Source organism: Hyphococcus sp. D3-15 (assembly GCF_055809375.1).
Genome location: NZ_CM147910.1, coordinates 3,843,061 through 3,857,720 on the forward strand (window position 1 = coordinate 3,843,061; position 14,660 = coordinate 3,857,720).

Sequence of the window (14,660 nt, forward strand, 5' to 3'; positions counted from 1 at the left end):
ATCGCCAGCTCAATGGATTGTTGGATACAAACGCCCTGCGGCGGGAAAGCTTAGGCGGGTTCGACTGCTTTTTCAGTCTTTTCGATCATGTGCACTTTGCGGTTGGGACCGTTATAGTCCTCAACGCCCTGAGCAATGGCGTAACAGGCGAGCCGCACCGAGCGCGGGATCTTCACCTTGTCGCCGTCGCGTTCGCCTTTTTCATAATATTGAATCATCCGGCGCTTCAGGCCGAGCAGATGCGCAGCATCTTTTTGGGACAGGCCCAAAGTCTTGCGCCACTTCTTAAAATCGCCCGCTTCCATCGCCGTCATCCCGATGCCCAAATCGCCAGCCATAGGTGCGCACATAATGCATGGATGTAACAGAATCTTGACGTTCCAGCGTTTTTTCGCGGCTTTGGGGTCACTGGCCTTTGATTTTTTACCTCCCGCCCCTATATTCAGTGGGCTCGCGCAAGCGAGATATGGCGATAAAAGACCCGTGCAATAACCGTTTCGGACCCGGGGGCGGTACCCGGCGGCTCCACCAAAACCCCTCTCCATTTTTCGGGAGGCTTTGACGGGGCCGAACTAGGATCGACGAGCGTCTAAAGACGAAGTTTTCGCCCGGTTTGCCTCCGTTATTTGGCTAAACCTGAATAGTTGCTAATGACAACAATCGGGAAGAGTTCGCTCTCGCTGCTTAATGTAGCTGAGTGACTCGCTTACTGAAGTCCTGATGCCCTTCCAAGCGTCAGGCGGGGCCCCCGGCGCCTGGCAACAGAAGCCGGGACTTTTATTTTATTTGGGCGTTTCAACATGCTCGGCATTCAGGCGCCGGGGATTCTGGGATTTGCGCCCCTTCGGGCGCGGGAGCACTCTGGCGCCAGAAGCTCCCACTTATTTTCCCTACAGTGCTGGCGCCCATCGCGGCGTCGATTGGTCTCAACCATGCGTTGCGTCCCGGGAAACCGCTCCTTCTGGCCTCTTTGGCCTAACCCCGCTACAAATGCGCCCGGAACAAAGGCCGGAAGGACGATCCCCCCGTGAGCGAAGACGTCGAACTCGATTATAATGAACTCATCCAGGATGCGCAGAAAAAGGCCTATCGCTTTTTGATGCGCGACGTATTGCAGATCATCGCAGAACTGGGCGACGCGCCGGGCGAGCATCATTTTTTCATCGAATTCGTCACCACGGCGCCGGGCGTGAGCATTCCCGACCACCTCAAGGAACAATATCCCGAGCGCATGACCATTGTGCTCCAGCACCAATTTGAAAACCTCACGGTCAGCGACGACCATGTCGGGGTGACGCTTTGGTTCAAGGGTCGCGAAGCGCGGCTTGAAATCCCCTTCGATGCGGTCACGCAATTCGCCGACCCAAGCGCCCAGTTCGGCGTCAGCTTTGACGCGCCTGAGCCGGAAGACGAAACCGAAGACGCTCAAGCCGAGCCATCGGCTGATGCTGATGAAAGCGCCGAGGAAGACGCACCGGAGCCCAAGAACACCGACGGCGCGGAAGTCGTCAGCCTTGATTCCTTCCGGAAGAAATAAAAAGCAGGCGCCCGCCCGCTTGCTTTGCCGGGCCGCCGGGATTTAAACCGGCCAGGCCATCACCCGCCCTCAGGCCAATCATCTGCCGAAAGATCCCATCATGACCAAGACCCGCACCGAATCCGACAGCTTCGGAAACCTCAAAGTTCCCGCAGACAAATATTACGGCGCGCAGTCGGCGCGTTCGCTGATCAACTTTCCGATCGGCGAAGAGATCATGCCGACGCCGCTGGTGCGCGCCCTCGGGATCGTCAAACTCTGCGCCGTGCGCACCAATATGACGCTGAAAACAATGCCGGTGAAAATCGGCAAGGGCATCGAAAAAGCCGCCATCGAAGTCGCCGAAGGCAAGCTCAACGATCACTTTCCGCTTTCCGTCTGGCAGACCGGTTCCGGCACACAGTCAAACATGAACACCAATGAAGTGGTCGCCAATCGCGCCATCGAAATTCTTGGCGGCGTCATCGGTTCGAAAGACCCGGTGCATCCGAATGACCACGTCAATATGAGTCAGTCGTCGAACGACACCTTCCCGACAGCAATGCATATTGCGACGGCGGAAGAGATCAATCACCGCCTGATCCCGGCGCTGGAACATCTCCATGCAGCGTTGGTCGCAAAGCAAAAGGCCTTCGCCAAGATCATCAAGATCGGCCGCACCCATTTGCAGGACGCAACGCCCGTTACGCTCGGCCAGGAATTTTCCGGCTATGCGGCGATGGTCAAGAATGCGATCAAGCGTGCGAAAGCAGTGCTGCCGCCGGTCTATGCGCTGGCGCAAGGCGGCACTGCGGTCGGCACCGGCGTCAATTCGAAAAAAGAATTCGCCAAAACCTTCGCGGCGGAAGTCGCGAAATACACCAAGCTTCCCTTCGTCACCGCGCCGAACAAATTCGAAGCGCTGGCCACTCATGACGCGATGGTGGAAGCCCATGGCGCGCTGAACGAAATCGCCGTCAGCCTGTTCAAGATCGCCAATGACATTCGACTGCTCGGTTCCGGTCCGCGCTCAGGTCTCGGCGAAATTTCGCTGCCAGAAAACGAACCCGGTTCGTCGATCATGCCGGGCAAGGTGAACCCGACCCAGTGCGAAGCGATGACCATGGTCTGCGCTCAAGTGATGGGCAACAATACAACGGTGAGCTTCGCCGGCAGCCAGGGCCATTTTGAACTCAATGTGTTCAAACCGGTCATCGCCTATGACACGCTGCAATCGATCCGCCTGCTGTCGGACAGCGCGCGCTCTTTCACCGATAAATGCGTCGTCGGAATCGAAGCCAATGAAACCCGCATCAAGTCGCTGATGGAGCAATCACTGATGCTGGTGACGGCGCTGGCGCCGGAGATCGGCTATGACAACGCCACCAAGATCGCCAAGACCGCGCACAAAAACGGCACAACCTTGAAAGAGGAAGCCGTGAAAATGGGCCTCGTCAGCGCCGCCGATTATGACCGCATCGTCCGTCCGGAAAAGATGATCGGCCCGAAATAGGCCCTGATTTCAGCGTGTTGCGGCGCGCGAACCCGCGCACGCCAGGGGCTTGCCCAACTGGACCGGATCTTGCCTAACTCGGGTGGGTGCTTTTTGCGCCTGACGCATTTTGGGACAAGGACGAACCAACATGGCCGACAAACCTTCCGACAGCCAGCTCCGGCTTCTGCTCGCGCAGTTTCTGTTCGCGCATAATGTGGACATCGAGACGCTGTATTCGGCGCTCGGCGCGGATCTTTCCAGCGCCGATTCCGAAGCGGTCTCGCATATGGCGGGAATCATCGACGGCGTGACGCTGGCCACCGCGAAAATCCGCGCCCATGGCCTCGACAATTGGGCGAAAAGCTAAAGCCTTTCGACTTTCTGCTTGCACCGCCCATACAAACCGGTTTCCTCATGGGGGTGAGGAAGCCGGTTTTTCTATTTTGACATGATGCGCAAAAGATCAATCACGTTGAAGGGCCATCGCACCAGCATCGCGCTGGAAGCGGAATTCTGGGACGCGCTCGACGGCTTCGCCGAAACCGACAAACGCACCCTGCCCGCGCTTATCAATATGATTGACCGCAACCGGCTGAAACAAACGCCGCCGCCGGGCCTGGCGTCGGCGATACGCGTTTACGTGCTTAAGCGGCTAGCGTCGCGCGACTAACCCGCCGAATGCGAAGCCACATTCATTGACGGACGGCCGAGGACGATCTGCGCATAGCTGCGGGTCACTTCATCCACATAGCCGCGCATCATCGGGCGCACCTGATCGAATTTCTGCACGCCAGCCGCGCGCGCCAGCAGTCCGCCAAAGCGGCGGCGAACCGGCGCATGCAACGGATCACTCCAGCCGGACAGCGACCGGACTAGTTGCAACCGCGCCCAGAAGGCCCGCGCATTGCGCAGCGCCTGTGCGGTATCTTCTGAAATCAGACCGGAGCGCGCCATCGCCTCAAGCGCCTCTGCGGGGGCAGTCTCCTGCACAAAAGGATGCGCCGAAGCGTGCTTGTAGATCAGCGTGCTGATCACCAATTCAACATCAGTGCGACCGCCTTCGAGCCGGTCAATATCCCAATCGGAGGTCGCCCGTTCGCGGCGCATGCGCTGAGCGCGGGCGCGATCGAGATCGCGGAAAAGAATATCGGCGCGCCTTGCGCCGGCGACAGCGCCGCGCAAAGCTTCGCGGGCTTTTTCGGCGATGGCGTCATCGCCCGCAGCAATCACCCGGCCGCGCGCCAGCATGATTTGTTCATGGGCGACTGCTTCCGACTGCACATAGGCTTTGAAGGCGGCAAGCTCCGGCGCCACAGGCCCGCCAACGCCGGATGGCCGGTGGCTCGTGTCCGGCGTGATGGCGAATGCGCCTTCGCCGATCTCGCTCAGCGCCTGCAAATAGCGCTGTACAAACGCCTCGCCCGCGTCGCTGCCTGCACCGCCGCAGATGAAGCCGACATGCGTTGCAGCGCCCGGCAGATGCGGTCCGTCGGACTCAAACACATGCATGGCGATCTTGCCCGCCGCCGTTTTTTCAGCGCCCGGCGCCATGTCGCGCACAATATTGAACACATCGGCGAGCGTGCGCAGATGGATGTCTTCAAAGGCTTCCACAGCAGCATCGAAACTCGTCGCGCCGGTCGCGGCGCCATAGGCGACGCGCGCCATCAAATCCCGGCGCCATTCAGCCAGATCGCCCAAAGCGTTTTTGCCTTTGGCGGGCGGCGGCGTGAAACGGCTGAGCCATTCCTTGCCGCTTTGCGGCGTTTGCGCGCCAGAATCTTCAAAGAAGGTTTCGGCCAACTCCGCTGACTGGGTCAGCGGCTCCACGACCGCGCCGAAGGAGCCGAATGCATCGACAAGCCCTTCGCGCTGCGGCGCGCCCTCGCCCACCAGCGTAAACACGTCGTGCTTTTTACCGGCGGCGCTCAAAAGCTGATCGAACAGCCGGAAAGCATCGTTTGGATGCTGCGTTTCACCGAATGCCGTGAGCAGGCCCGGCGCATGGGCGGAAAAGCGTTTGTCACCGGCTTTGCCTTCTGCGCGCTTGACCCAGCTATCGACAGCGACAGAAAGGCTTTCACCGCGCAGGAAGCCGAGATCTTCAAGCTTGTCTGCGTCGCCTTCTTTGGCTTCGCCGGCGCTGCGATAGAGCGCCATTTCCTGTTGCGGTCCGGCGGCAAGCCGGCGCAGCGTATTGGACGCATCGGTCCGCGCGCCCGCAATGGCCGTCGCCAGGTCAGCATAATCGCTATAGCCGCAAAGCAGCGCCAGGGCGCTTTGTTCATCCTCGCGCTCAACGCCTAAAACCGCGGCGCCCTTCATCATTTGCAGGCGCGATACGGCGATATGAGCGAGTTCTTCGCCGGAAACGAGACGGCGCGCCGCGTCCTTCGACAGCGTGCGCGAGCGCGCAGCGGTGTCAAAAATTTCGCGCGCAGAGGCGGTGCGAAATACCGGACGCAACCCCCCGATCGCGAGGCGACAAAGCCCGGCGACGCGGCGGAATGGGCTGCGCGGGTCATCATCGCTTTTTTCAACAAAGCTGCGCAGCGCATCGACGGCAATCGGATTGTCGGCCCATACGAGTTGTTCAATATCTTCCAGGAAAGCGCCGCCCGCTTCGCGATCACCGGCGACAATCCGCGCCGAGCCGAGCCACATTTTAAGGGCGTCCGCTTGCGGTCCGCCAGCAGTAGCCTTGACCCGTGCAACACTGTCAGCGAGATCCCGCGCCGCCGACGCCAGAGCCGAGCGGCGTTTTCAACGCATAAAGCGTGAACTCGCCGGGCTTGCCTTCAAAGGCTTCGCGGATCTCAGCGCCGATGCGCACGAATATCCGATCAGCGCCTCGTGCATTCGGTCCGGAGAAAACTTTCTCGTCATACAAAATGATCATGTCGAGCGGGCCGTAAGGAGACAGATCCTCATGAGCAAAATCACTGCCCGCAACGACGAACACGCCCTTCAGGAAATTCTCAGAATCCTCGACCGTCAGTTCGCCGCGTTTCACCGCCGCGCGCACAAGCCAGCGCAGACCGGTTTCAACCATGCGCTCGGCGAAGTCGACACGCGCGGCAGTCGCATTCGCAATGCTCCACTGCCCGCTGATTTCTGCGATGGCGACCGCAACATCGACGCGGTTTTTCAGCGGGGCCAACGCCGCATGCAGCGCTTCCGGCCCGCCGACGCCGCGATCCAGCGCGGTCAAATCCCTCGCCGCTTCAGCGAGCACCGGCGAAGCGCCGTCAATCAGCGCCGTCGCCGCCGCATCGGGATGGGTCATGCATAATTCGGCCAGGCGGCGGGTCGCCCCAAAAACACGCAGCATCAACAAACGGCGGTCAGGCTGGTCCAGCGGCGCGCCCGGATCGCCGCCCATGGACTCGGCCACCGCCCGGCGCCAGCGCTCCAGCGCCGCCGGCGCGCGTGCGGGATCGATCTTATCGGCAATGTTGCGTGTTGCTTGCGTCGATGGCGCAGCCATGCTCTTCCCCGTGCCCTGAAGCTGATAGACAAGCGATCATGCCAAGCCAGGGTGAATGCTGCGTTAAACAATCCGTGACATTTGAACTCCCGTAGGAATGCTGATATGAACAATGTCCTTTAACCTTTGTGAACGGCCATGACGCGGAATGTAGCGCGCATCCTTATCGCCTTGCGCAAGCTGCGCCGCCGCCTGCAGCGGGTCGATGTGCTGCGCGTCTGGGTCTGTGCGGTCCTGATCGGCGCAGCCGCGGCCTATGCGGTGATCCTGTTCCGGTTCGCCATCGATGCGGTTTCCGAGCTCGCCTATGGCGAAACCGAGGCCAGCATGCTTAGCGGCGCCGTCTCCTTAAGCCCCTGGCGGGCCTGGGCCGCCCCGGTGATCGGCGGATTTGTGGTCTCCGGCATGCTGTATCTCGCCGACCGGTTTTCCTGGCTGCCTGGCGGGCGTGGCCAAGCCATTGCAGATGTCATTGAGGCGCGAGCCGTATCCGGCGGCCGGGTGTCGCTGCGCGCAGGGCTCGCCGCCGCCGCCGTCTCCGCCGTCTCTCTCGGCGCCGGGGCCAGCGCCGGCCGCGAAGGACCGGCGGTCCATCTCGGCGCCACCATCGCCTCTCTCATCAATCGCAAGCTCGGCTTTGACGCCAAACAGCGGCGCGCGCTGCTCGGCTGCGGCGCAGCGGCGGCGGTGTCAGCAAGCTTTAACGCCCCAATCGCCGGCGTGTTGTTTGCGCTTGAAGTCATTCTCGGCAATTACGCGCTGTCGGTATTCGGACCGATTGCGGCGGCGAGTGTTGCAGCCGCCATCGTCACGCGCATTCATCTTGGAAACTTTCCGGCCTTCGCACCGCCGGAATATGGCGCAATCGCAACGATCGATGTGCCGCTGGCGGCGCTGCTTGGCATCGTGTGCGGCCTCATCGCTTCCGGATTTTTATTGTTCACCGAAAAGCTGACGGTCGATGTGCGCGAACTCGCGCAAAAACGCGGGATCTCCTATTTGCTGCTGCCGCCCATTGGCGGCGTGATTATCGGCTTTATCGGGATGTTCTTCCCGGAAGTGTTTGGCGTCGGATATGAGGCGGTGACCAAGGCGCTGAACGGTGAATACACCGTTCATCTGCTGATCATCCTTGTGGTGATGAAATGCGCGGCGACCGCGGTCACGCTGTCCTGCCGCTTTGGCGGCGGCGTGTTTTCACCGGGGCTTGTCATCGGCGCATTCGCCGGCGCCGCCTTCGGCGCGGGCCTGAGCCAGTTATTTCCGGGCGTCACGGCGAGCCCCGTCTATTACGCTGTGATCGGGATGGGCGCAGCGAGCGGGGCCATACTCGGCGCACCGATTTCAACGACCCTGATCATTTTCGAACTCACCGGCGAATATGGCATCACCATATCCCTGATGGTCGCGGTCGCCATTTCGACGCTGATCACCCAATGGCTTTGCGGCAAATCGTTTTTCCATTGGCAACTGTCGCGGCGCGGCTACGATCTTTCCGAAGGCCCGCAAGGGATCATTTTGAAAACCACGCGGGTGCGCGATGTGATGGAGAAAATGCCGCCGGGATCGCCCCTTCCCGCCAATGCCGAACGGCTGGAAACGCGTCAGTCGCTGGGCGAAGCGCTCGCTATTTTAAACGAAGCCGAAGAGCATGGTCTGCCGGTGGTCGAAGCCAGCGACCGCGAACAGGTCGTGGGGTATCTATCGCGGGTGAAAGCGCTCGCCGCCTATAACAAGGCGCTGATCGAAGAAAATATCGAGCACCACACCTAGCGCGATCAATAGCGCGCGAACGCCATCACCGTGAACAGACGCAAACGCTTGCGCGCCGGAAACGCCCTGCCGTTGCAGCGAATATATTGCGGCGTCAGCGCAAGATGAAGCAGCGCCGGCGCCGCCTCGGGCGCTGCGCCGGATAACGCATCCGCATGATCACGATAAAGACTTTGCGCGCGCTCGAGAGCGGCGTCCGCCAATGACGATGCAATCTTGCCGCCTTCGCGCGCCAGGGCGAAAGCGCCGCCGGCCTGTGCGGCAACCTGCGCCAGACTGTCATCACCGCTAACAAGCTTCACCGCCAGCGCATCGAATCCGCCCTCAGCAGCGACCAGCCAGCTTTCCAGGTCCGCGATCGCAAAAAAGCCTTCGCCATAAAGCGGGCGCGCCGCCGCATCGATCACGGCGTCAAACCGCTCGGCATAGGCGGGCGCCGCAAGCCCCGCTTGCGCCATCGCCTCCACGACGGGATGCGAGCGCGGCGGTTTGCCCGCGCGAATTTCCTCCAGCGCCTCACGCCACCATTGCAGGCGAATCTCACCCAAAGGCGGCTCGCTCACGGCGGAAGGAATGCGCCGCAATTCGATCTGAAACGCATAGAGCGCATGCAATGCATGCCGAACCGGCCCTGCGGCATATTGTGACGCAAGCCACCGGTCCTCATCGCCGCGGCGGAGAAGGTCGGAACAATAATCCCCCGGCTGTGTTCGTGAAACAGTCATATTGGCGCTTGATAACAGGTTTTCCGGGAAAGCAAGACGCTGGTTCGCACGAAACGAACAACCGGAATCGGAAGGAAGACGGCGCCAATGCCGGGATGATCTACATCGCAATCCCGCTAAGTCTAGCTTCGCCGGGCGCCATGCGTTAATCGGCGCCTATTTGGTAACAGAAACAACACGAGGCGTTTATGTCAATCGAACTACCGGACCTCCCCTACAGCAAGAGCGCACTGGCGCCGCATATCTCGGAAAACACCCTCGAATTTCATCACGACAAGCACCACGCGGCCTATGTCGATAAAACCAATGCGGCGATCAAGGGAACGCCGCTCGACGATGCGCCGCTTGAGGACATTGTCCGCGCAGCGGCGGAAAAGGGCGATCAGGGCCTGTTCAATAACGCTGCGCAAACCTGGAACCACACATTCTACTGGAACTCCATGACGCCAAAGGGCGGCGGCAAGCCGACGGGCGATCTCGCCAAAGCCATCGATGACGCTTTCGGCGACTATGAGGGATTCAAGAAAGCATTCGCAGACGCCGGCGCAACCCAATTCGGCTCAGGCTGGGCCTGGCTGGTCGCAAAAGGCGGCAAGCTGGAAGTTCGCAAAACGCTGAACGCCGAGACGCCGCTGACCGAAGCCGGCGTTACCCCGCTGCTCACCATGGATGTATGGGAGCACGCATATTATCTCGACTTCCAGAATAAGCGCCCGGCTTATATCGAGACTTTTCTCGACAAGCTGGTGAACTGGGACTTCGCTGCGGAGAATTTCGCGAAGGCCTAACGGCGGAACGTATTTCGAGAACAAGAAAAGGCGCACCTGCGGTGCGCCTTTTTTATTGGCGAATGGCAAAAAAAATGGCGGGCCGAAGCCCGCCATTTTCATTTTTAAGGCGTCGCTGTTTAGAACGACTTGCGAGCCGACATAAAGAGTGTCCGTCCGCTCAGGTCGTAGCCTACGCCGATGGGAACATTGTTCACTGAGAACACGCCATCAGCGTCGACCAATTCAGGCGCCCGATCGAACAGGTTACGCACGCCCACGGTGAACACCAGGTTTCAGGCGCCCAAGTCACAGACGCGTTGTGCACCATGTAGTCACCCGTGTAGTAGACCGGCTGGCAAAGCTCGCCAGTCGAAAGCGGACGGCTTGCGCCTGGTGCAGGGCAGCCTTCCCAGTAGTCAAAGCCGGGCTCGTCTTCCTCGCCGCCGCCGATGAAGCGGGTCAGCCAGTTGAAGCGAAGGTCGCCCGTCGAGACCAGCAGGTTGGCCGTTCCGCGCCATGTCGGTACGTCCGTCTCGCCCTTGTTGTCATCATAAGAGTCGAGGATCTCAACCGCTTGCTCCAGCACCATAGAGGCGCGCAGATCAAGCGAAACATCGAACGGCTTGCCGAAGGCGTCGAAATCCTTCGAGATCAGCGCGTTGTAGTCGATGCCTTTCGCCGTCAATTTCCCGATATTGATAAAACCAGTATCAACCAGGCTCAAGAAGCCGTCGCTGTCGCGATTAACCCGACCACAGAACGTATCTGAAGATGGGTCCATCGTGATGAAGCAGCGGTTCATGACGCTGGCCAGCGTCGGCTCTTCAATCGAGTTTTTGACGTTAACATTGTAGTACGTGGCCGACAATGTAAGCGCAAAGGCGTCAGTGAAGGGCTGTTCGAAAACGATACCGCCCGTATAGGAACGCGAAGTTTCCGGATTCAGCTTCTCAAAGCCACCCGTAATAACTTCCGGCGAACCATTTGTTGTCGTCGAAATGGGGTTCTCAGTAATCCCCAAGGATGTCGGATCGACACCTTCCTTCGCACACTGATCAAGTGTGAAAGCGGATCGGCTGTCATTCGTCGCATCATAGGTTGGAAGACCGCCCGGTGTCATTGAAGCAATCCGAGCGTCAAGCGGAACGATACAAGGGTCGTTCACGGTAAGGAAGCCTGTCGTCCCGATCAGGAACTGCTCACGAGAGTTCGGCGCACGGAAAGCGGTGCCGTAAGTGCCACGCAGCGTCAGGAAGTCCACAGGCTTGTAGATGCCTTTAACGCTGTATGTCCATCTGGAACCATAGTTGCTTTCTTCAGTCCACCGTGCAGCGGCGTTAAGCGTCAACACCTCTGCAAATGGCAGGTCTTTCAGAACGTCAAATTCCGTTTCGATGAAGAATTCGAAAAGGTTGCGAGAACCAACCGCGCCTGAGTCCTGGAAATAGTTTTCCAGCAGACCGTCCCGGGCGACAACGTCCGGAATGGAATTGATCGAGTCTTTGCGGAACTCACCGCCGAGAACAAGAGCAATATCAGACTGGTTCCATGGCACTTGACCGACGATGCCAGAAAGCGACGCCGTTGCAATGGTCTGCTCAACTACTGTCTGGAAGGTACGATCGACGAAGAGATACGCCTCTTCTTCAGGCGTTAAGTGCGAAAGTCCCGTCCGGTAGACATTCGGTGCGAAGAGGTCAACCGGAACGCATTCCACACTCATCGGAATGCCTTCGCCGCAGGTGATGGAGCCATCGTCATTGAGAACGCTGGTGTCCAGCGAGATCGCCAGGCGGTCTGCGTGAATGCCTTGCGTGCGTTCATTGCCTTCCGAACGCGAGAAGGTCCCCGAAGCTTCCCAGTTCCAGTCGCTGAAGCCTGGGATTTCATTGAGGAACGGCAGTTCGCCGCGGGCGCCGCCGACAAGACGCAGCAAGTCGACACTGACGGAAGCGTCGTTTAGGTCGCCTCTGATGCCAATGATCGGCGTTGCGGTTGGGTAGGTGTCAAAACCCAACAGGTCCTGCGATGCTGCTAGATAGTCCGCATCTTCGATCCCGAATAAGGCCAAGCAGTTATTGCCGCGGATGCCTTCCAGGTTACACGGGTTGAACGGGTTGCTGCCCGCCACTTCCGGGAAGATCTGACGGCCTGCGGTGCGGCGGTCGGTTTGACGGCTGGCGTAAAGTACCTCGAAGAACGGTGTGATCCCGCCATAAAGATCCGTTTCATATTCGCCGTAAGTATAGAGCGAATAAGTTTCCTGTTCGGACAAGAAGTCGGAATTGCGGACATCGTCCGTCTTGCCGAGGCTGTAGAACGGATCCTTGATGTCGACATCCTGAAGGCCGTCTCCATCCAAGTCGAAATCGCCGAAGAAGTTAGTTTCCGAATAGTTCGAAATACCAATATTGGTTTCACCCGGCGTATAATAGACTGATCCGAATTGCGTGATGCTCATGCGATTTTGCAGCGGGAACAGATAGCAATTGTCAATCGTAACACCCGGCGGATAGTCGATATCCAGATTGAGAAGTTCGCCGGCTTCAGTGACGTGAAGTTCGCTTTCGCAATCGCCAAGGAAATCACGATCCGACAGCCGCGTACGCTGAATTTTTCTGTATTCGCCGCCAAACCCGATATAGCCGCGATCACCAGTAACGCCCCAGGCGCCGGAAACGGTGTATTGCTCACCGCCGCCTTGCAACGGAACAGAACCGTCAACTTCAAGCTGAAGGCCGTCAAAGTCGTTCCGCAGAATGACGTTCGTAACACCGGCGATGGCGTCAGAACCGTAAACCGATGAGGCGCCGTCAAACAGGTTTTCAATACGCTCAACCAGGATTGAAGGAACCAGCGTCAGGTCAGGCGTGGTCGGCGCGCCGCCAGCGCCGGCCGGCGCCATGCGACGGCCATTGACGAGAACGAGCGTCCGTTCTGCATCTAGACCGCGAAAGGAAACCTGCGACGCACCGGTTCCGTTGTCGAGCACGAAACCGACAAACGACTGGTCGATCTGGAAACCTGTCGATTGCGGCGTGGTTTGCAGGATTTCATCCAAGCTGGACAGGCCGGCTTCACGCGAGATCTGTCCTGAAATCACCTGCACCGGAGAGGCGCTGGTGAATTCTTTTCGCGCAATACGCGAACCTGTGACGACGATACGGTCACTCGTGTCTGCTTCATCAAGGACAACGTCATCCTCAATGGTTTCAACATCGTCCTGAGCGTACACCGTCGAGAAGCAGCCGACGACAAGTGCGGACGCACCTGCGGTCAGCCATGAGCGCAAAGCGCCCGGCTTTGTTTTGGTGGTTTTCATTAAATTGCCCCGTCTTCGTTGACTTTCAATACTTTCAGTAACTTGCGCGTCACCCGGTGAGATGACCCGTGAGCTACATGATGCTGCAAGTAAGCAACATTGCACTTAGTAAGCATTGCGCACTGCAATGGAGTCAACGAGTAAGCCGAATAGCCGCTGCAATTCGGAGATTTTGTGACATTTACGCATCAACGGACGCGCGCGATCACTGCTGAACTACTTGCGGAACAAAGTCTGTACTGTAGGTGTCGCTAGCTAGACTGTAGTGCAAAATCGCGCAAAACCTCGCCACCAACTTATAAAATATAACTTGCAACTTATAAAATGCTGCCGCTGACTTTGCACAGTTGAGAACACTCGACGGCTTGCGATGAGCAGTCCGCAAAAATTAGCTCGCACAATCAACTGGATAGTTGCCGCTTCCTTGAACCGGACAACAGCCAGCGGTTGAATTTTTCGTCCTGAAACTCTTCGCGCGAAATCCCGACCTGGCGCCGAGCGCCGCGTCAAAATGATTCCCTATTCAATCGACTGACCGGGCGACTAACAGGCGACCGGCCGGGCGATTTAATTGGGAACGCTTGCGGTTGCCTGCAGCGTCAGGCGCCGGCGGGAACCGCTTTCGACCAGTCGCGCTTCACGTCAGTCGCCAACAGGAATGGCGAAGCGACGAAAATCGACGAATAGGTCCCGATAATAACGCCCCAGATCATCGCGAGCGTGAAGCCGCGCAGCACTTCGCCGCCAAAAATAGCGAGCGCAAAAAGCGCCAGCATGGTGGTGCCGGAGGTCATGATCGTCCGGGTCAGCGTATCGTTGATGGAGACATCGATCAGCTCCGCCAGGGGCTTGAGCTTGTATTTGCGCAAATTCTCGCGCACCCGGTCATAGACGACCACCGTGTCGTTCATGGAATAGCCGACAATGGTGAGGATCGCCGCGATGATCGGCAGGTTGAACTCCAGCCGCGTCACTGCAAACAGACCAAGCGTGATAATGACGTCGTGAATAAGGGCGACGATCGCGCCGAGTGAAAACTGCCACTCAAACCGCAGCCAGATATAAATCAGCATCATGCCGATCGCGAGCGCAACCGATAGCGCGCCCTTTTGCACAAGCTCGCCGGAAACGGTGGGGCCGACAACATCCACCTTGCGGAAGTCCACACCCTCGCCCAGCAGCTCTTTGAGCGCCTCCTGCACCGCGGCGGAGGCGGCTTGTTGCGCCGTTTCCTGATTAGCCTCGCCGTCAGAGTCGGTCGCTTCTTGTTGTGAAATCCTGATCAGAACGGCTTCGTCCGCATTGGCGAAATCCTGGATCTCCTGCACGTCGACGCTGCCAAGACCAAGGTCCGAAACAACAGTGCGCACAGCGCCGATGTCGATCGGCTCGTCATCGGCGACCTCAATGGTCACGCCGCCTTTAAAATCGACGCCGAAATTGAGCCCGATCGTAAACAGCGAGATCAACGATGCGACGACCAGCACCGCCGAAAAAACGAGCGCAACAAAACGCATTCGGGTGAAGCCGATAGACGTCTGGTCCGGGATCAGTTTGAGCAGCATCGGTCAG

The 14,660-nt window shown here is 58.8% G+C and carries 12 protein-coding genes and 1 other RNA gene; 7 read left to right on the top strand and 6 right to left on the bottom strand.

What is annotated here, in order from left to right; genetic code table 11:
• Window positions 1-50: 50 nt before the first annotated feature.
• Entirely contained in the window at window positions 51-338 is a 288-nt protein-coding gene (locus tag AC0L8G_RS18505; RefSeq protein ID WP_473385634.1) for a helix-turn-helix domain-containing protein, read from the bottom strand.
• 72 nt (window positions 339-410) lie between these two features.
• On the opposite strand from AC0L8G_RS18505, the gene ssrA reads away from it, so the two are divergent.
• From ssrA to AC0L8G_RS18530, 5 genes are all read left to right on the top strand, one after another.
• Window positions 411-776: a transfer-messenger RNA gene (gene ssrA, locus AC0L8G_RS18510) on the top strand.
• Window positions 777-1,027: 251 nt separating this feature from the next.
• Window positions 1,028-1,537 carry an SspB family protein gene (locus tag AC0L8G_RS18515; protein WP_473385635.1) on the top strand — a complete coding sequence of 170 codons (510 nt, stop codon included), beginning with the start codon at window positions 1,028-1,030 and terminating at the stop codon, window positions 1,535-1,537.
• Between the two features lie 100 nt (window positions 1,538-1,637).
• On the top strand, window positions 1,638-3,029 hold the full coding sequence (gene fumC / locus AC0L8G_RS18520) for a class II fumarate hydratase (RefSeq protein WP_473385637.1): 1,392 nt from the start codon (window positions 1,638-1,640) through the stop codon (window positions 3,027-3,029).
• A 130-nt stretch (window positions 3,030-3,159) separates the two neighbouring features.
• Window positions 3,160-3,378, top strand: a complete 219-nt coding sequence (locus AC0L8G_RS18525; protein ID WP_473385638.1) for a hypothetical protein — start codon at window positions 3,160-3,162, stop codon at window positions 3,376-3,378.
• Window positions 3,379-3,483: 105 nt separating this feature from the next.
• Window positions 3,484-3,681: a ribbon-helix-helix domain-containing protein gene (locus AC0L8G_RS18530; protein ID WP_473385639.1), complete on the top strand. Its 198-nt coding sequence runs from the start codon at window positions 3,484-3,486 to the stop codon at window positions 3,679-3,681.
• On the opposite strand, the gene AC0L8G_RS18535 is transcribed toward AC0L8G_RS18530, so the two are convergent.
• Entirely contained in the window at window positions 3,678-5,675 is a 1,998-nt protein-coding gene (locus AC0L8G_RS18535) for a hypothetical protein (protein WP_473385640.1), read from the bottom strand. The two genes, AC0L8G_RS18530 and AC0L8G_RS18535, sit on opposite strands and share 4 nt — an antisense overlap.
• A gap of 55 nt (window positions 5,676-5,730) precedes the next feature.
• Window positions 5,731-6,498, bottom strand: a complete 768-nt coding sequence (locus AC0L8G_RS18540; protein WP_473385641.1) for a hypothetical protein — start codon at window positions 6,496-6,498, stop codon at window positions 5,731-5,733.
• A gap of 138 nt (window positions 6,499-6,636) precedes the next feature.
• Between AC0L8G_RS18540 and AC0L8G_RS18545 the strand changes: the two genes are divergently transcribed.
• Window positions 6,637-8,271, top strand: a complete 1,635-nt coding sequence (locus AC0L8G_RS18545; RefSeq protein WP_473385642.1) for a chloride channel protein — start codon at window positions 6,637-6,639, stop codon at window positions 8,269-8,271.
• 5 nt (window positions 8,272-8,276) lie between these two features.
• On the opposite strand, the gene AC0L8G_RS18550 is transcribed toward AC0L8G_RS18545, so the two are convergent.
• Window positions 8,277-8,996, bottom strand: a complete 720-nt coding sequence (locus AC0L8G_RS18550) for a squalene/phytoene synthase family protein (protein WP_473385643.1) — start codon at window positions 8,994-8,996, stop codon at window positions 8,277-8,279.
• A gap of 188 nt (window positions 8,997-9,184) precedes the next feature.
• Here AC0L8G_RS18550 and AC0L8G_RS18555 point away from each other — a divergent pair, with 188 nt between their 5' ends.
• Entirely contained in the window at window positions 9,185-9,784 is a 600-nt protein-coding gene (locus AC0L8G_RS18555; protein ID WP_473385644.1) for a superoxide dismutase, read from the top strand.
• A gap of 193 nt (window positions 9,785-9,977) precedes the next feature.
• Here AC0L8G_RS18555 and AC0L8G_RS18560 read toward each other — a convergent pair whose 3' ends face one another.
• Window positions 9,978-13,088 (bottom strand): TonB-dependent receptor domain-containing protein, encoded by a 3,111-nt coding sequence (locus tag AC0L8G_RS18560; protein ID WP_473385645.1) that lies wholly within the window; start codon window positions 13,086-13,088, stop codon window positions 9,978-9,980.
• Window positions 13,089-13,687: 599 nt separating this feature from the next.
• Window positions 13,688-14,653, bottom strand: a complete 966-nt coding sequence (gene secF / locus AC0L8G_RS18565; RefSeq protein ID WP_473385646.1) for a protein translocase subunit SecF — start codon at window positions 14,651-14,653, stop codon at window positions 13,688-13,690.
• Between the last annotated feature and the right edge of the window lie 7 nt (window positions 14,654-14,660).